The organism is Parasphingomonas zepuensis (assembly GCF_036663735.1).
Lineage (GTDB): Bacteria > Pseudomonadota > Alphaproteobacteria > Sphingomonadales > Sphingomonadaceae > Sphingomonas.
The window spans coordinates 1-16,752 of record NZ_JAXOJO010000003.1 but is presented as its reverse complement, the minus strand read 5'-3'; the positions used below and the strand labels follow the sequence as shown (position 1 = coordinate 16,752).

At 62.5% G+C, this 16,752-nt stretch carries 20 protein-coding genes; 7 read left to right on the top strand and 13 right to left on the bottom strand.

Features of this window, described 5'->3' with window-relative positions; genetic code table 11:
• Positions 1-108: 108 nt before the first annotated feature.
• The 4 genes from U1769_RS11415 to U1769_RS11400 all read right to left on the bottom strand — a co-directional run bounded on the left by U1769_RS11415 (position 109) and on the right by U1769_RS11400 (position 1,928).
• Complete coding sequence (locus U1769_RS11415) at positions 109-261, bottom strand: hypothetical protein (RefSeq protein ID WP_332715849.1); 153 nt, start codon at positions 259-261, stop codon at positions 109-111.
• 53 nt (positions 262-314) lie between these two features.
• Complete coding sequence (msrA, locus tag U1769_RS11410; RefSeq protein WP_332715847.1) at positions 315-824, bottom strand: peptide-methionine (S)-S-oxide reductase MsrA; 510 nt, start codon at positions 822-824, stop codon at positions 315-317.
• Positions 821-1,270 (bottom strand): peptide-methionine (R)-S-oxide reductase MsrB, encoded by a 450-nt coding sequence (gene msrB, locus U1769_RS11405; protein ID WP_332715845.1) that lies wholly within the window; start codon positions 1,268-1,270, stop codon positions 821-823. The genes msrA and msrB overlap by 4 nt, the downstream gene beginning before the upstream one ends.
• A gap of 202 nt (positions 1,271-1,472) precedes the next feature.
• Positions 1,473-1,928: a hypothetical protein gene (locus U1769_RS11400; RefSeq protein WP_332715844.1), complete on the bottom strand. Its 456-nt coding sequence runs from the start codon at positions 1,926-1,928 to the stop codon at positions 1,473-1,475.
• Positions 1,929-2,155: 227 nt separating this feature from the next.
• On the opposite strand from U1769_RS11400, the gene U1769_RS11395 reads away from it, so the two are divergent.
• Both U1769_RS11395 and U1769_RS11390 read left to right on the top strand, forming a co-directional pair.
• Positions 2,156-2,428, top strand: a complete 273-nt coding sequence (locus U1769_RS11395) for a hypothetical protein (protein ID WP_332715842.1) — start codon at positions 2,156-2,158, stop codon at positions 2,426-2,428.
• 38 nt (positions 2,429-2,466) lie between these two features.
• The gene (locus U1769_RS11390) at positions 2,467-2,910 is read left to right on the top strand and encodes a response regulator (RefSeq protein WP_332715841.1); all 444 of its coding nucleotides are present in this window, start codon (positions 2,467-2,469) and stop codon (positions 2,908-2,910) included.
• A 35-nt stretch (positions 2,911-2,945) separates the two neighbouring features.
• Here the strand turns inward: U1769_RS11390 and U1769_RS11385 are convergent, their stop codons facing one another.
• From U1769_RS11385 to U1769_RS11360, 6 genes are all read right to left on the bottom strand, one after another.
• Positions 2,946-3,359 carry a hypothetical protein gene (locus U1769_RS11385; protein ID WP_332715840.1) on the bottom strand — a complete coding sequence of 138 codons (414 nt, stop codon included), beginning with the start codon at positions 3,357-3,359 and terminating at the stop codon, positions 2,946-2,948.
• A gap of 34 nt (positions 3,360-3,393) precedes the next feature.
• Positions 3,394-4,203, bottom strand: a complete 810-nt coding sequence (locus U1769_RS11380) for a DUF6454 family protein (RefSeq protein ID WP_332715838.1) — start codon at positions 4,201-4,203, stop codon at positions 3,394-3,396.
• Positions 4,204-4,688: 485 nt separating this feature from the next.
• Complete coding sequence (locus U1769_RS11375; protein WP_332715835.1) at positions 4,689-5,438, bottom strand: hypothetical protein; 750 nt, start codon at positions 5,436-5,438, stop codon at positions 4,689-4,691.
• A gap of 135 nt (positions 5,439-5,573) precedes the next feature.
• Positions 5,574-6,302 (bottom strand): hypothetical protein, encoded by a 729-nt coding sequence (locus U1769_RS11370; RefSeq protein ID WP_332715833.1) that lies wholly within the window; start codon positions 6,300-6,302, stop codon positions 5,574-5,576.
• 119 nt (positions 6,303-6,421) lie between these two features.
• A complete protein-coding gene (locus U1769_RS11365) occupies positions 6,422-7,048 on the bottom strand; it encodes a hypothetical protein (protein WP_332715832.1) in 627 nt (208 codons plus the stop codon).
• A 336-nt stretch (positions 7,049-7,384) separates the two neighbouring features.
• Complete coding sequence (locus tag U1769_RS11360; RefSeq protein WP_332717539.1) at positions 7,385-8,404, bottom strand: IS110 family RNA-guided transposase; 1,020 nt, start codon at positions 8,402-8,404, stop codon at positions 7,385-7,387.
• On the opposite strand from U1769_RS11360, the gene U1769_RS11355 reads away from it, so the two are divergent.
• From U1769_RS11355 to U1769_RS11340, 4 genes are all read left to right on the top strand, one after another.
• On the top strand, positions 8,348-8,542 hold the full coding sequence (locus U1769_RS11355; RefSeq protein ID WP_332717626.1) for a hypothetical protein: 195 nt from the start codon (positions 8,348-8,350) through the stop codon (positions 8,540-8,542). The genes U1769_RS11360 and U1769_RS11355 overlap by 57 nt on opposite strands.
• Before the next feature lie 160 nt (positions 8,543-8,702).
• On the top strand, positions 8,703-8,999 hold the full coding sequence (locus U1769_RS11350) for a DUF4304 domain-containing protein (RefSeq protein ID WP_332715831.1): 297 nt from the start codon (positions 8,703-8,705) through the stop codon (positions 8,997-8,999).
• A 12-nt stretch (positions 9,000-9,011) separates the two neighbouring features.
• Complete coding sequence (locus U1769_RS11345) at positions 9,012-9,500, top strand: hypothetical protein (RefSeq protein ID WP_332715829.1); 489 nt, start codon at positions 9,012-9,014, stop codon at positions 9,498-9,500.
• A 64-nt stretch (positions 9,501-9,564) separates the two neighbouring features.
• Positions 9,565-9,987 carry a DUF805 domain-containing protein gene (locus tag U1769_RS11340; RefSeq protein WP_332715827.1) on the top strand — a complete coding sequence of 141 codons (423 nt, stop codon included), beginning with the start codon at positions 9,565-9,567 and terminating at the stop codon, positions 9,985-9,987.
• Between the two features lie 375 nt (positions 9,988-10,362).
• Here the strand turns inward: U1769_RS11340 and U1769_RS11335 are convergent, their stop codons facing one another.
• From U1769_RS11335 to U1769_RS11325, 3 genes are all read right to left on the bottom strand, one after another.
• Entirely contained in the window at positions 10,363-11,034 is a 672-nt protein-coding gene (locus U1769_RS11335; protein ID WP_332715824.1) for a hypothetical protein, read from the bottom strand.
• Positions 11,035-11,217: 183 nt separating this feature from the next.
• Entirely contained in the window at positions 11,218-12,045 is an 828-nt protein-coding gene (locus U1769_RS11330) for a hypothetical protein (protein WP_332715822.1), read from the bottom strand.
• Positions 12,046-12,393: 348 nt separating this feature from the next.
• Positions 12,394-14,697 (bottom strand): ATP-dependent helicase, encoded by a 2,304-nt coding sequence (locus U1769_RS11325; protein WP_332715819.1) that lies wholly within the window; start codon positions 14,695-14,697, stop codon positions 12,394-12,396.
• Between the two features lie 252 nt (positions 14,698-14,949).
• Here U1769_RS11325 and U1769_RS11320 point away from each other — a divergent pair, with 252 nt between their 5' ends.
• Positions 14,950-16,602: an inorganic phosphate transporter gene (locus tag U1769_RS11320; protein ID WP_332715817.1), complete on the top strand. Its 1,653-nt coding sequence runs from the start codon at positions 14,950-14,952 to the stop codon at positions 16,600-16,602.
• The last annotated feature ends 150 nt before the right edge of the window (positions 16,603-16,752 follow it).

The following is a 16,752-nucleotide window of genomic DNA, read 5'->3' as shown; positions in this document are numbered from 1 at the left end:
ACCCGCCGTTCGCCCTGAGCTTGTCGAAGGGCCGCTCTTTCTCCGCTGAAGAAAAGAACAGGGCTTCGACAAGCTCAGCCCGAACGGAGAGGGGGGACTTGCCTCGCTCTACGCCGCGACCTTCACCCGGGTCGCGATCAGGTTCTTCAGGACCGCAATGCGCTGGCGCACGTCGCCTGCTTCACGCGATGGGTGGGCCTGGATCTGGTGGAGCAGGACGCGCAGCTCCTTTTCCCATTCCGTGGTGTTGAGATCGGACATGCTATCCTCCGTGCTTGGATGATGCCGCGGGGAGAGGGCTCCCCGCGGGCGGATCAGGCGGCGTCGGCGCGGTGCGGCAGTTTCCAGTTCGGCCGCACGAAGTGGCAGGTATAGCCGTTGGGGATGCGCTCCAGATAATCCTGGTGCTCGGGCTCGGCCTCCCAGAAATCCCCGGCCGGGGTCACTTCGGTGACGACCTTGCCGGGCCACAGGCCGGACGCCTCGACATCGGCGATGGTGTCCTCGGCAACGGCCTTCTGCTCGGGGTTGGTGTAGAAGATCGCCGAGCGATAGCTGGCGCCGACATCATTGCCCTGGCGGTCCTTCGTGGTCGGATCGTGGATCTGGAAGAAGAATTCCAGCAGGTTGCGAAAGCTCGTGACGGCCGGATCGAAGACGATCTCGATCGCCTCGGCATGGTTGCCGTGGTTGCGATAGGTCGCGTTGGGGACCTCGCCGCCGGAATAACCGACGCGAGTCGAGAGCACGCCGGGCTGGCGGCGCACAAGATCCTGCACGCCCCAGAAGCAGCCACCGGCGAGAATTGCGGTTTCCTGACTCATGCCACTTCCTCCACCTGGTCGAGATAGGCACCATAGCCCTGTGCCGCCATATCGTCACGCGAGACGAAGCGCAGCGAGGCCGAGTTGATGCAATAGCGCAGGCCGCCGCGATCGCGTGGGCCATCGTCGAACACATGGCCGAGATGGCTGTCGCCCTGCGCCGAGCGCACTTCGGTGCGGACCATGCCGAGGCTGGCGTCGCGCAGCTCGTTCACATGGGCCGGCTCGATCGGCTTGGTGAAGCTGGGCCAGCCGCAGCCCGAATCGAACTTGTCGGACGACGCGAAGAGGGGCTCACCGGAGACGATATCGACATAGATACCGGGCTCCTTGTTGTAGAGATATTTGCCGGTGCCGGGGCGTTCCGTCCCGCTCTGCTGCGTGACGTGGAATTCTTCCGGGGTGAGGGCGGCGACGGCCTCGGCCGTCTTGCGATACGCTGTCATGGGTACCTCCTGGTTCGGGGAGGGATATGGGGTGGCGGTGTGCGTTCTTCCAGCGGGGGCGCCTGTCCCGTCATGCCTGCAGTGCCGTTGCGATATCGGCCTTAGAGAAATCCTCGCCGACGTAGAGGAGCGCGCAGCTGTGCTCCTTTGCCGTCGCACAAGCGAAGCAGCTTGGCGCAAGTAGAGCTGAACGCACGCAAATCTACGCCGCGGCGGGGAAGCTCCAGGGTTGCCAGCTCATCTGCATGATGCCGGGTGAATCCGAACTGTAATCGACATAATGCCAGCCCGGCGTTGAGGAATAGAGCTTCACGCTGTAATCGGACTGGGTCTGATCGGTGAAGGTCAGCTCGAACCAGCCCGATCCGATGCCCGACGGGCCCTGGCCGTACACCCATATGCCATAATCATAGCCGGGATCAGTCGGCCGATTGGTGACATAGACCTGGGAGAGCGAGGCCCCGAACGGTCCCACTACGCAGCCCGACAGATCGGTGCTGCCGTTGATCGCCAGCCAGCCGCCCTCTGGGAGCAGCGGCGTGGCGCCCTCGGCCCAGCCGCCGACGACCTCGGCGCAGGTGGCGGAGGAGAAATCCGCGCCTGTGCTCGTCGGCTGGTCGGTCGGAGTGGAGTCGCTGGTCGGTCGTGAGTCGCTCATGAGGGTCTCCTGGCTCGCGGCACGCCGTGCGGCGGCGTGTTGCGGGAGCCGGCGGCAGGAGGCCATGGCGGGGCGCGGCGCGTAAGCCCGGTTCGTGGTTAAGCAACGGGACCTTGTGCTTTTTCCACCGCGCACGGAATCGCAAACGTGGTTGCCCGCGCCATAACGTTCGCGTTTCAGCAAGGATTTGCGATTACGGTGCCCGGACGCACTGGAGGCTGCAGTCCTTGATCGAGATAGAAGTCCAGAACGAGACGAACCAGACCCAGATCGGCCTGCGCTTTGCCGCTGTCCCGCGAATCGGCGAGGGACTGCGGCTGCGCCAGCCGGACGGGTTCTGGGCGTCCTATGACGTCATCGACGTCTGGTACCAGAAGGCCGAGTTCGGCGAGATCTGGGTGCCTTTTATCCATGTCCGCATGACCGAAGCGGACCAGGCCGTGGTCGCCGCGGCGAGCCAGGTCCTCAGCCAGAGGGAGCCGCAGTCATTAAGGGTTTGATCAAGCGTCTGAGCCCGGAGTCCGTCGGGCGAACCGGGATGATCCCGGCCGAACCCGAAGCGGCGGCTGCGGTGTCGGCGGCCGTGCCCGACGACGTGCCCGCCGCGCCGTCGCGGCCGCGGCGTTGCCTGCTGGTCGATGATTCGCGGGTGATGCGCAAGGTCGCCCAGCGCATCATCTCCGGCCTCGGCTATGAGGTGACCGAGGCCGAAAATGGCGAGGAGGCGCTCGCCCGCTGCAAGGTGACGATGCCGGATCTGATCCTGCTCGACTGGGAAATGCCGGTGATGACCGGGGTCCAGTTCGTCGCCGCCCTGCGCCGGATCGACGGCGGGGTGACGCCGAAAGTGGTGTTCTGCACGTCCAAGTCGGCGACGCCCGACATCTTCCAGGGCATCGGTGCCGGCGCGGACGAATATATCACCAAGCCATTCGACGAGAAGACGCTGGTCGCGAAACTGCAGGGGATCGGGGCGGCTTAGGGCTGACGGAGGGGTGTGCCGCCGTTGCGGAAGCTTCAGGACCGATTGTCGGGAGCGCGCTTTTCGAACCAGGGTTCGGCGTCCGCGCCGATCAGCTGCAATGCGGCCGCAATGTTCAGTATCCCCGCGACGAACATCAGAAGAATCGAGACCCAGCTGAAGGCGCCATATGCCACGGTGACGCAGGTCCAGATTGCGGCGATTATCGCGAACAGGACGATGATCCATCGCGATATATTGGAATGACGATTCACAACGCCAAACCAAAGCAGCAGGGCAATCGTAGTCCCGATCTGCGTCGCGGCGCTGTTCGCCGTGCTCCAGTTCACGATCGCCAGCGCGAGCTTGATGGCTAACGCGCCGAGATAGCAGCGCTCGAACCAGACGATCGCTCTTGGACGTTCCACAATATGCCCCCTTCGGAATAGGGCAGCATATTCGGCAAACACGCCACCGTATCAAGGCGGCGAGCATTGGGAATGCTCAGATGCGGTCCGGCGCCTGATCCCCCAGCCTGAAGTGGAACAACCGGCTCGGGCCGTCTTCGGGCACGAGGAACAGATCGCGGCCCTTCAGTGTCATGCCTTCGCCGGTATAGGGCCGGGCGCGATCCGTGAGGCCGGTGCGGGCGGTGCGGACGAGCTTCATCGAGGGCCAGTCGATCCAGTCGATCGCGCCGCCGAACGGCGTCACCAGCCCGCCCGCGACGAGCTGGCCGTCGACGAGCTTGATGTCCTGATAGCGCGTGGCGAAGGGGTTCGGCACGATTCGGACCGGCTTGCCGCTGGCCAGATCGAAGATGTGCAGCAACCGGCTGTCCCAATTGCCCGCGATGAGCGTGCGCCCGGCGACCGCGACGCAACCCAGATGGTCGGCTACGGATATCCTGCGGCGGACCCGGAGAGAGCCCGTGTCGATCTCCATGAGCGTTGCGGAGCTGTCCGGCGTCATTTCCGCCACGGCGACCCAGATCGACCCGTTGTGGAGCGAGATCCCGCCGGGATGGTAGCGGGGGCCGTCCGTCAGCTCCAGCCGCCGCAGCAAGGCGCCGCTGTGCCGGTCGAATTCATGGAGATAGCCTTTGCGGCCCGCGCGATCGACCGAGGTGATCCAGATGCGCCGGCTGTCGAGATCGACACCCTGGACGTGGAACACTTCGCCGTCGAGGGCGAGGATATCCACGAGCTGCGCGCCCTCAATTGCGGCGCTCTCCTCCTGCGCGGTGGCTGCGGTGAGGCTTAGCAGCACGAGGGAGAGGGCGGTGAGGGCGGCGCGTATCGTCTTGCGGGGCATGGCGTGTCGGCTCCCGGGGCTTTCGGTTCATCCGTGATGGATGCGGGGCCGGTAGCGTTGCTATGCGACGCTGGTGTGAATGACGTCGGCGATCCCGGTCTTTTGCCCATGGTGCCGTGGCGACGATCGTGCGGGCAACGCTGGTTGGCGGCCGGCTCGACCGAGATTCGGGGAGAATCTCCAACAAAATGCACGGTTTTCCGGTGTTATCGGCCGCGTCATTTTTTTGACGCTGTTTTTCCGCTGTTATGTTGGATTTATCGAACGAATTGCGGGTTCGATATCAAAGACTTGGGTGCCGCTTTCCCTGTTAACCCGTAACAGCGGAAAAATCGGCCGAATCGCGGCGGAAAATACCGCTGTAGCGGCCCGCTTTTCGATGGTTTCGACGGTGAGAAAGATCCAACAGACAGCGCGTCGCGCGGTCCATGTTGGGGGCGACGGTAGCGCGGTGAGGCGGAGGTTGAATCGATCCGCGCCTTTATTCAGGGCAACGGCCAGCAGCCGACCGGGTCGCTGGCCGTGATCTGGTTGCGCCTTCGGTCCCTGAGCCAGGCCACCTGCACGTCGTAGCTGATGACGCTCGGATCGCTGCTGTCGATCCCCGCGTCACCATAGGTTTTCGCACAGGCCTTTGTCGGCGGCGCCAGCCGGGCGATTTCCGGCGGCACGCCGTTATCCTTGTTGCGCGTGATCGCCCGCCAGCACGCTTCCGGTTTGGCGAGGACCGAGCATTGCGTGTTCAGCGCGCGCCGAAAGGCCAGCGACAGCGATTTGGGGGTGGCCGTCATGGTGCGGATGGTCGCCGGATTGGAAAGGCCGTCCTCCGTCACGTCATCGATGATCGTGCGGCCAGTCCGCGAATCCACAATCCTGAAGGGCACTGACGCGAACGGGTTCGCCACTTCGAAAAACAGATACACACCAGTGCGCCCCATGAAGGCGTATTCTTCGGTGTCGAGCGACAGGCCGGCCTGCGTCCTGGGCGAGCAGGTCACAGGCGCTTTTCCGGGACGGACCAAAGTCGCGTTGCCGGGTGAGGGCGTGTCGGTGCCCGGAACCCGGATCATGAAGTCGCGGTAGAAGGTGCAGCTGATCTCGCCGCCGTCCGCATCCTTGACCGTCTCCGTGCGGAGCGCCGGATCAGACGTCCAGCCCGCAGTGGCGGGTGCCGCCAGCGTCAGAAGCGGAAAGCCGATGCTCAGGCGTGCCAGGATCGACCTTACTTCGCGCATTTGCTGTCCCGTCGTCACTGTGCCGCTTGGACTATTGCGACTGTTTGCAGGAAAACGTCTGTCGTCAACGCTCCAGGGAAAATCCGGATTGGCCTCAGACCTGAGCGGCTCCGATATGAGGAGCCGCAAGAGTGCTTATGTTAAATCCTCTTGTTGCCCGTCCGCGAATTCGAGGCCGTCCCCGATTGTTTCCAACGACGGCAAAGCGCGGACTGGCACGGGCCTCCAGCGGACTTTGCCGCCTGTATCGCTCTCGATCGAGCCGTTCGTGATCCTGGCCCGGTGAGTCAGGTAGTTGGCGCTCAACTGCTCGGTCTTGCCGCTGTTGCGCTCCAGATAATCGCGGTCCAGGCCGACCAGCGCGAAGCGCTTTCCGTCCCAGCGGAATGCGAGCGTGTTATTGCTGGTGGACCAGCCGCCGGCGCTGCGCCACGATCCGAGCCGCAGGCGGATCACCCCGCCATCGATGGTTATCGCGCCGCTCGCCAGAGGATCGTCCATATAGGGATCTTCCAGTCGCGGGATCACGGCGGAGTTGGCGAGCTGAAGCCGGTACCCGTCCTTGCCGCCGAACGCGACGATCATCATCCTTGGATTGGTGTCAATCGGGCCAGCACCGCGATCGGCGCCGATGATGCAGGTCGGATCCGCCCCCTTCAGGACGGCGACGATGTCCGGCGTGCCGTCCTTGTTCAGGTCGCCCCGGGCCAATTGCTCCACCTTCCATCCCGGTGGCGCGAAGCCATCGGGAGACTTCGCGGCGCGCGACAGCGTCGGTAGCGACGCGGGCGGTATCTCGGGTGGTTCGGCGGGCGAAGACGGCTGCGCGACGGCAGTGCAGATCGCGGCGGCTAGAAGGAGCATCTTGCTATCCTGTGGTCAGCGGGCAGGCGCCGAACGATTGCCTTGGGAGACGTGTTCCGACCGCTCATTGCCCGGCAGTGCATTGCGCCAGCGCTGATTGGCCCAGCTGCAAATGCGGATCAGCGGCGTGGCTGGATGACAAGGTCCGAATAGAGGAACTCGCCCGTCGAACAGACAATCCGCACGACTGGTTTCGAGCTCACGAACTCGAATTGCTTCGCGTATCCGTCGATGTTCACGGACACGCGCGCGCCATCATAATCGAGGGTAAAAGAGACGTTCTCGCCGCTCGGCACGCCGGCGATCTCGACATCATTCTCCTTGCCCACTTCGCGCCGCGAAAAGGCGAGCGCGGAAATCGGGGGTGCCTTTCCCTTTGTGGCCGGCGCGACCATGAATTCGAAACCAGCCCAGCCTTCGTCGGAAGGACCGGGCTGAGCGCTGGCGTTGCTGATCGACAGGCGCGCCATCGGGAGATACTCCTTGCTGGCGACGATGTTCATCAGCTTGACCTTGCCCGTCACGGTGAAGGGAGCAGCGCCAGCCGGGAGCACCAGTTCGGAATAATGGTTGGCGGCCGTGTCGCAGTCATACGTGATGCCGTTGTCGGCCTTGGCTTGCGCCAGAGCTGCGTTCGGTACGGCAGCAATCGTCGCTGCGGCGACGCCTATACCCAAATGTCTGAAAAACATGTCTTCCCCCCGTATGTCGGTCACGATCAGATCGGACGCGCCGGGCGGTGTCAATCCGGCTGAATAGGCAATTAAATGTGCCTTTACCGGAATTCGGGGAGTCTGGCTTGGTCGCTCATTTAGGGGTTAAGTGAACTGGCATGTCTGGACGGCGCCCTGCGATCAAGGGTGTAATTGAGGTTGTACGACAGTATCGGGTGCGGTCATGTCTTCGGCCTGCAGTTGTGGGTTTGTGGTCCACTGGCCCTGATGTTTGGCCGCTGTTTCTGCTGGCCCCTAATCACCGTAACGCGCTTGATGGCGCAGCCAGTTTACCGGGCTTGGCAGATCCTGTCCGTGGTTGTCGCATCACCTCATGGTCACCCGAGATAGGTTGGCGGCCGCCTGCGATCAGGCAGGCACGCCGCTATAACGTTGTTGAGAGTTCATGATCGCGAACGCCATGCGCGCGAGCTTGTTGGCGAGCGCGACGGCGACGAGCTTGAACGGCTTGGTGGCGAGCAGCTTGTGGGCCCAGCGTCGCAGCGCATCGCTGTGGCGGGCGTGATGATGGAGCACCGCGTGTGCGCCGACGACCAACAGCTTGCGCAGATACTGATTGCCCATCTTCGATATACGCCCGAGCCTCGGTTTCCCGCCGGATGAGTTTTGCCGCGGCACCAGGCCAAGGAACGCGGCGAACTCGCGCGGACCGCTGAAGGCGCCCGGGTCACCGATAGCGGAGGCGAGCGCGGAGGCTGTCAGCGGACCGATGCCCGGGATCGTCATGAGGCGGACCGAGACCGGGTCGGCCTTGGCGAGGCGGGCGATGGCCGCGTCGGCATCGCCGATCGCCTCGTCGAGATGCTCGAGCTGGACAACCAGCGGGAGAAGCGATGCGCGCACACAGTCCGGTATGTCATCATGACCCTCGCGGACCAGCGCCGCCAAGGCCCGGGCGTGGCCGGTGCCCTGCGCCGCGATCACGCCGATCTCGGCCAGATGCCCGCGCAGGGCGTTGAGCAGCTGGGTACGTTGGCCGACCAGCATCTCGCGCGCCTTGTGTTGCATCAGCACTGCCTGGTTGGCGATAGCGCGGACCTTCACGAACCGCATCGACGGCCGGGTGACAGCCTCGCAGATCGCAGCAGCATCGGCCGCATCGTTCTTCTGTCGCTTCACATACGGCTTCACATAGGCTGGCGGCATCAGCCGTACGTCATGGCCCAACGCCATTAGCGTACGCCCCCAATGATGCGCCGAGCCACATGCCTCGATCCCTACAAGACAGGGCGGTAACGCGGCGAAGAACCCTTCGACATCCCGGCGCCGTAACGCCCGTGCCACCATCGGCCGGCCCTCAGCATCGACAGCGTGAACAAAGAAAACATGCTTGGCCAGATCCAGGCCAACAGTCGTGACACACGACAGATCGATCGCTACCTTACCCATGGACGGTGCTCCTTGCTGGATCGCTTCGACAACGACCTCAGCCTGGCACCGGGACTTCCCGAATCAACCGCCAATCAGAGCGCCGTCCACACCATCACCGTAATCCCGGCACCGTAATCCCGACACACTGGAGCATATGGGGAAAGCGGATCAGCGGCGTGGTTGGAAAGGGTGATGCAACGAATACCAGGTAATCTCGACGCACCGCGTGCTGCTGCGAGTTCGGCTATGGTCGCTCACTCAGACTTAGGTAAACTGGCACCGCAACTCCGACAGAATGATGCCGAAGGATGAGGCGATGGCGGACCGCGGACAGGTGATCGATTTTGTCGTTGAGACCGCTCGCAGGAAGCTGGCGGGGGCACAGGCGCGGCATGGTCCGCCCGCTGCCGACGAAAAACCAAGGGAAGCGATATTAGAGGCGATCGCGATCATCGGAAACGACATGATCCCCGAGGGCTTCCGGTTCCTGAAGAGCGGCCCGACGTTCAAGAAAGATAGCGGCGACCTCACCTTCCAGATCCATTTTCAGTCGAATCGTTACAACATCGCGGGCGAGCGCGCTGCCGTCTGAATCCACGCCGTCGTGTATTCGCGGCGATTAAAGGCCTGGCGTGCGGCGCAAACGCACCCCTTCCTTCGTCTGAATAACCCCTTCGCCGGCCATGTCGCCGGGGCGCAAATCGGCAACCTGACGCCTCGCTTCGACTGGCCGGAGTGGGATTTCGCGGACAAGGCCGGGCGCGCGCGGACCGCGCAGGATGCCGCCAACGCGATCCGCGAGATCATCTTTCCCTTTTTCGCCGCGTTCGAGCGTACCGAAACGGTCTTGCCCCTGGTGAACAATGTGGCGCTTTGGCCGAAGTCGCTTGTGGAATATCTTCTCGTCGCCGCGGGGCCCGACGCGGCGAGCGAGGCGGGCGCTTCTTATCTGGCGGCCGATCCCCTTGTCAGGGGTCGGTTCGAAAGGGCGTTGCTTGAATTGTCGCAGAATAATGTAGTGAGTCCCCAAGGCGATCTTGCCCGCGATCTTGCAGCTCTGTCAGTTGCGACTGGCCTGCGATTTTCTGAATAACGGGCGATAATTAGTAAACTGGCGCCGTATTCAGATGCTCGGAGCAATGGGGGAGACGATAGCTGTGGTTGAACAATCGTCGCAGGAACGCCTATTCAACTACAAGGGCCGTGCGACGCGGCGGGAAATGGCGGCGATGGTGCTCGCGACGCTGGTGGTGCTGAGCGCGTCGGGTGTCTTGTTTCTTGGGCTCTGGGGCGTCTGGATTGGCGACGCGGTGTATTCGACAAATCTGACTGAGGCCCTTCTGGCTCGCTGCATCATCCTGCTGGACCTGGTCCCCATCGGGGGTTGCCTCGCCACTGCGTCGCGGCGGTTACATGACATCGGCAGGTCGGGTTTGTGGCTGATCGCGGCGATCGTTCCGGTGGCCGGTACCGTCCTGATCCTGGTCTTCCTGTCGCTGCCGGGTCAGCTAGGGCGAAACGGATATGGGGCCGATCCACGCTCCCCAGATGCGGCTTGGTTGCGGCGCGTCTTCTCCTGAGGTGGGCCGGGATAACGGCGACAGCTTATGATTGGGGATTTCGTGCGGAAGGGGGCTGGTGGTTCGGCATATTAGCTTTGACCTGCGAGGCAGCCGCGTGCTCGCGCCGGAAGGGTGAAAATTGCCCATTAGTGCACTGTTACCGTTGTTCCCAGCGGCTCTACGGGCGTCAGGCACAGCGCGTCTAACTCACGCATGCTCTCCTTGTTGACCAGCCCGGCGCGATGCAGGCCGGCCATGATCTTGTGAATAGACGCCTGCATGTCGCTTTCAGCCTTGTGGCTCTTCGCCGTCGCTGTCCGTCACCTCAATCATTGGTGGTGAGCAACAAATCACTCTGACCCCTTTTCCCACCTGACCCGCACCTGACCTGTGCTATCTCGCCGCCGCAGCCTCGCGCTGCTGTTGTTTCGCGGCGCGCTTCGCCGCGCGCTCGGCTTCGTTCTTGGCCACGGCTTCCTTATAGGCTTCGATGTCGCCGGGATCGTAGCAGAAATCGATCAGCGGCTTGGCTGTGCCGGCGGCCGTGCTGCCCGGGTAATAGAGATCGAGCGACGAAAGCTCGCGGCCTTTCGACGTGCGGCGCAGCACGGCGTCATAGATGCCGAGCACGGTCCCGTCCGCCGCGACGGCTTCCCATATCGCCCGCGAGCGCACCCCTTCGCCGCCCAGGATATGTCCCTGCAGCCTGAGCGTCACGACACGCCCGGCCAAGGGATCGGAAATCGCCGCCAGGTCTCCCTTCGTGCCCTCCAGCGCCCATCGGCGATCGAGCTTGCGGTTGGTGAACACCGCGGTCGCATCGATGGTGCCGCCGCGCGCCAGATCGAGATAGCGCCGCAAGGCGGGTTCGGCATCCGCCTGCGCCTTGGCGCTTTTCTCCGGCGTCGGCTTCCAGCGCCCCAGCAGGCAGGCCGCCGGCATTCCGGACTGCATATTGCCGATGGTGATCCCGATCATGGTCGCCGTGAAATCAGCCTGCGCCCCCGCCGGCGTTGCCGCGCCCGCCGCGAGCGCCATCGCGCCGGCCGTCAGAATCGATCGCATGTTTGCCTCCCCTGCAATGCCCCATGGCCAGCCTAGCATGGAGTTGGCGAAAGGTGAGCGGCTTTCACGCTGGAATAACGATGACAGTGCATTTTTTGCGACGGCCTTGATCGGCGCTATAGTTCAACACGGGTCCTCGTCGCTACAAAGGTGCACTGTCACCGTTATTCCTGTCGCCGTTATTCACGGATGAAGGTAAGCGAAGATGTAGCTTGCAATCACGTTAAGTAAAATTCCGGCGGCAATGGAGACTGCTCCACTCGCGATTGTAAAAAATGGAGAATTTAGGCCGTTTTTAATTTCACCATACGACTTAATGTCGGTGTCCGTTAGTAAAATCACGGTAGGTATAATATTGACGGCCACTCTCTTCATGACCCTAGAAGACAATGACGATTCAACTATAACTAATAGAGACCATATGACCAATCCTAGCGATACAGCCATTACAATATTTGGCAGAGTAAAACTGTATTCGTCGCTAAATAGCGTATAGCTGGCAAGGAAACTTGCCATTCCGAGGCGTCCGGCTTGTCCTAATATAAAACGTATTGTACTCATATTCCTCAGTAAAAATGCGTTAAATTTTTTCTCGGGCGTCCTGTTGAGAGAGTTAAACCATTCTTCAGCCAGGCCAGTAAAAGACTTGGCAATAAGGAAGTCAACGAAATCTATATTGACTTTTACTGTCCTCCACTCGCGCTTCATTACAAAAAATAAGCCAAAAGATTCAGCTTCGCTCGTGTCTTTCCGATGGTCTATAATCACGGGAAGCGAAGAATCCAAGTTTATGTTAACTATGCAACGTTGCGGAGACTGAGTGTTAGGAAGAAGAATTACAAACTCAAATTTCAAAGTTATCTCTGAAGTTACGTCGTGATTCCCGACTCTCAACGCCTTAAATCTGGCCCAAGAACTATAAGTTATGGTTTTATCATTCGCGCATTTCACGACAACAGTTACAACGGGGTCAATTTCATTTTGATGGAGATCGATTTGATCGATCATCATCCCACGTAACCTGTCAATATCTGAAGATTCTATAATTACGCTGCCATTGATATCTTTAGAAAGATTTTCTGTCTTTCCAGTGGCAGCGTGATATATTGCTTGAATTGCGGTTTGGGAAGGGCTGATAGAGGTAAATTGGCGTCTTCAAAGCCGCCGCCAGATATCTGATTTGGCATATATCCCCCGAATTTAGCACATCTGGTAGATATTGCGTTCTAAAATAGAGGTTGTCTAGCGTTCTACGTTAAAGGTTTATAAGACAACCGTCCGTAAAAATATCAATCAATTTAGGCAGTTATGTTAAAATGTGTGGTTTGACTACCTGTGCTTTCGCTCCTCGCAAGCGTTTCACCCCAAGCTAACAAAGCTATCCATCACCCGCTTCCGCCCGGCGCTCTCGAAGTCGATCTCCAGCTTGTTCCCCTCGATCTCCGCGATCGAACCATAGCCGAACTTCTGGTGGAACACCCGCATTCCCACGCTCAGATCGTCGCGCCCCTTGTTCCCGATGCTCACCGCGCTCGCCCGAGCCTCGACCACGCGCGAAGGCTCGCGCGTAAAGGTCCGGCTGGTGAACCCGCCACCATTCGGGGCGACGCCGGCCGCGCGTTGCCAGCCGGGGCCACGGCCCGTCCCGCGCGCGACGTCCGCGAAGGGATCGGTGCGTTCGGACCAGTTGGCGCGCCACAGGCTTTCGCCGCCGCTCATCGAGCTTTCCTGCTCGGTATGGGCATCGGGTAGCTCGTTCACGAAGCGGCTCGGGATCGAGCTGGTCCACTGGCCGTAGATGCGGCGGTTGGCGGCGTGGAGGATGACGGCGCGGCGCCGGGCGCGCGTGATCGCGACATAGGCGAGGCGGCGTTCCTCCTCCAGGCTGGCGATGCCGCCTTCGTCGAGCGCGCGCTGCGAGGGGAACAGACCTTCCTCCCAGCCGACCAGGAAGACGGTGTCGTACTCAAGGCCCTTGGCGGCGTGGATCGTCATGATCGTCACCTTGGCCTCGTCGGCCTGCGCCTCGTTATCCATGACCAGGCTGACATGTTCGAGGAAGGCGCCGAGATTCTCATACTCCTCCATCGCGCGGACGAGCTCGCTGAGATTCTCCAGACGGCCGGCGGCCTCGGCCGATTTCTCGGCCTGCCACATGCCGGTATAGCCGCTTTCATCTAGAATTTGGCGGGCCAGCTCGGGATGGGGCAGCTCGCCGGCCATGCCGCGCCAGCGCGCCATGTCGCCGACGAGATTGCCGAGCGTCCGGCGTGCCGCGGACGTCAGCTCGTCGGTATCGAGGATGCGGGCGGCGGCGACGGTGAGCGGCACGCCCTCGGCGCGGGCGAGCTGGTGGACCTTCTGCACCGCCTTGTCGCCGAGGCCGCGCTTGGGCACGTTGACGATGCGTTCGAAGGCGAGATCGTCGGCCGGCTGGGCGACGACGCGTAGATAGGCGAGCGCGTCGCGGATCTCGGCGCGTTCGTAGAAGCGGAAGCCGCCGACGATGCGATAGGGCATGCCGATCGCGATGAAGCGGTCCTCGAACTCGCGGGTCTGGTGCTGGGCGCGGACGAGGATGGCGATCTCGTCGATCGACTTGCCGCTGCGCTGGCAGCCCTCGATCTCCTCGCCGACTCGGCGGGCCTCTTCGGGGCCGTCCCACACGCCGAGCACCTTCACCTTCTCGCCCTCGCTCTCGTCCGTCCACAAGGTCTTGCCGAGGCGGCCGCTGTTGTTGGCGATCACGCCAGAGGCAGCGGCGAGGATGTGCGGGGTGGAGCGGTAATTCTGTTCGAGCCGGATGACCTTCGCGCCGGGGAAGTCCTTTTCGAACTTCAGGATATTCTCGACCTTGGCGCCGCGCCACGAATAGATCGACTGGTCGTCGTCGCCGACGCAGCACAGGTTCTTGCGCTCCTGCGCGAGCAGGCGGAGCCAGAGATACTGGACGCTGTTGGTGTCCTGATATTCGTCGACCATGATATATTTGAAGCGCTGCTGGTACAGCGCCAGCACCTCGCGATCGCGCTTCAATATGGTCAGCATGTGCAGCAGCAGATCGCCGAAATCGCAGGCATTGAGCGCCTTGAGCCGGGCCTGATAGGCGGCATACATCTCCCCGCCGCGGCCATTGGCGTAAAGCTCGCTTTCGCCGGCATCGATATCGGCGGGGGTAAGGCCCTTGTTCTTCCAGCCATCGATTACGCCGGCGAGCTGGCGCGCCGGCCAGCGTTTCTCGTCGATGTCCGCGGCGAGGATGATCTGCTTCAGGAGGCGGAGCTGATCGTCGGTATCGAGGATGGTGAAGTTGGATTGAAGCCCGACCAGCTCGGCATGGCGGCGCAGCATCTTCGCGCCGATCGCGTGGAAAGTGCCGAGCCACGGCATGCCCTCCACCACGTCGCCGACCAGGCGGCCGACGCGGTGCCGCATCTCGCGCGCGGCCTTGTTGGTGAAGGTGACGCTGAGGATCTCGGACGGCCACGCCTTTTTGGTGAAGAGCAGGTGGGCGAGGCGCGCGGTGAGCGCGGCGGTCTTGCCGGTGCCGGCGCCGGCGAGGACGAGCACCGGGCCTTCGGTGGTGAGCACGGCTTCGCGCTGGGGGGCGTTCAGGCCCGACAGATAGGGCGGGTCTTGAGGGGTGGATACTGGGAGACTCATCGGTGAACAGGTAGGGAACGGCGGGGGTTGGGGCAAGCATGCTTAGCTCCCTCTCCCAGCGGGAGAGGGAGGGAGCCGCCGGAGGCGGCGGAAGGGTGAGGGTGCTTTCGAGCCCGCAACGCCCCGTCGCCCTCACCCTACCGTCGCTTCGCTCCTCCTTCCCTCTCCCACAAGGGGAGAGGGAGTTTGAGGGGAAAGGGAAATCCCCTTTGTCATCAACCTGTCACACAAGCGCGCAAAGCGGTTTTCATCATGGCAACGACATTTCCCGCGCTCGCCGAGTCGGCCGAGCGCCCGTCCAGCGGGCCCGCGCTCGATCATTCGATGCACCCGGCGGGGCGCTGGCTGTTCCTGGCGGTTATCGTCGGCGGGCTGATCTATGCCGGGGTCAGCATCTTCGCCGATACCGCGCAGGTCGGCGAGCAGATGGCGACGGGGGTGTTCCTGTTCCTCGGCCTCGCGCTGCTGATCGCGCTTGGCTTCGAATTCGTGAACGGCTTTCACGATACCGCCAATGCCGTCGCTACGGTGATCTACACCCATTCGATGCCGGCGCATGTGGCGGTGGTGTGGTCGGGCTTCTTCAATTTCCTCGGCGTGATGTTTTCGAGCGGCGCCGTCGCCTATTCGATCATCACCCTGCTGCCGGTCGACCTGATCCTGCATGTCGGCAGCAATGCCGGCTTTGCGATGATCTTTGCGCTGCTGCTGGCGGCGGTGATCTGGAACCTTGCGACCTGGTATGTCGGGCTGCCCAATTCCTCCAGCCACGCGCTGATCGGATCGATCCTGGGCGTGGGCTTCGCCAACCAATTGCTGTCGCAGAGCAAGGGCGGCACGTCGGGCGTCGACTGGAGCCAGGCGTACAAGATCCTGACCGGGCTGTGGATGGCACCGCTGATCGGGTTCTTCGCCGCGATGCTGCTGCTGTTCGCGATGAAGCTCCTGCTGCGCAATCCGAAGCTCTACAGCGAGCCCCAAGGCAATGCGCCGCCGCCGCGCGGCATCCGCGCGCTGCTGATCGCGACCTGCACTGCCGTTTCCTTCGCGCATGGCGGGAATGACGGTCAGAAGGGCATGGGGCTGATCATGCTGATCCTGATCGGCTGCGCGCCGACGGCCTATGCGCTCAACCGCACCATGCCCGAAAGCGCGACGCCGGCGTTCGTCGCCAGCGCGACCTCGGCCGCCGCCGCGTTCAGCGCGCATGCCGGGCCGGCCGCCGGCAGCGATGTCGGCGTGGCGCGCGCTACGCTGACTCATGCGCTGCAGACCCGGCAGGTGGCCAGCGCGCCGGTCTATGCCGCGGTCGACACGCTCTCGCGCGACGTGAGCCAGCGGATCGCCGGGTTCGGCTCGCTCGACAAGGTGCCTGCCGCGGCGACGCCGAACCTGCGCAACGACATGTATCTGGTGCTCGACACCACCCGGCTGGTGACCAAGGACGCGGCCGCGGCGAAGTCCTTCTCGGAAGGCGAGCTGAAGACGATCAGCGGGTATCAGACTCATCTGGAGCAGGGCACGCGCTATATCCCGCTGTGGGTGAAGATCATCGTCGCGCTGGCACTTGGGCTTGGCACGATGGTCGGCTGGAAAAGGATCGTCGTCACGGTGGGCGAGCGGATCGGCAAGACTCACCTGACCTATGGCATGGGCGCATCGGCCGAGCTGGTTGCGGCGGGGACGATCCTAGCGGCCGAGCATTATGGCCTGCCGGTATCGACCACGCATATCCTGACGAGCGGCGTGGCGGGCGCCTCGGTGGCGAACGGCGCGGGGCTGCGCGCGCGGACGATCGGGAGCATGGCGCTGGCCTGGGTGATGACCTTGCCGGCGGCGATGCTGCTGGCGGGCGGGCTGTACTGGCTGATGCTGACCTTGCTGGATGTGTTCGCGACGCGGTGAAGCTTTCCCTCTCTCCAATTTCCCTCTCCCGGCGGGCAGGGCTATCGCATTTGGGCGATGAGTGTTGAGAGGTAGTCGTCGCTCCACCCTGCGCGTTTGATTTTGGCGCGGATGGAGAGCTTTCGAGGGTCGTGCTGTAGCAGGTTGAGG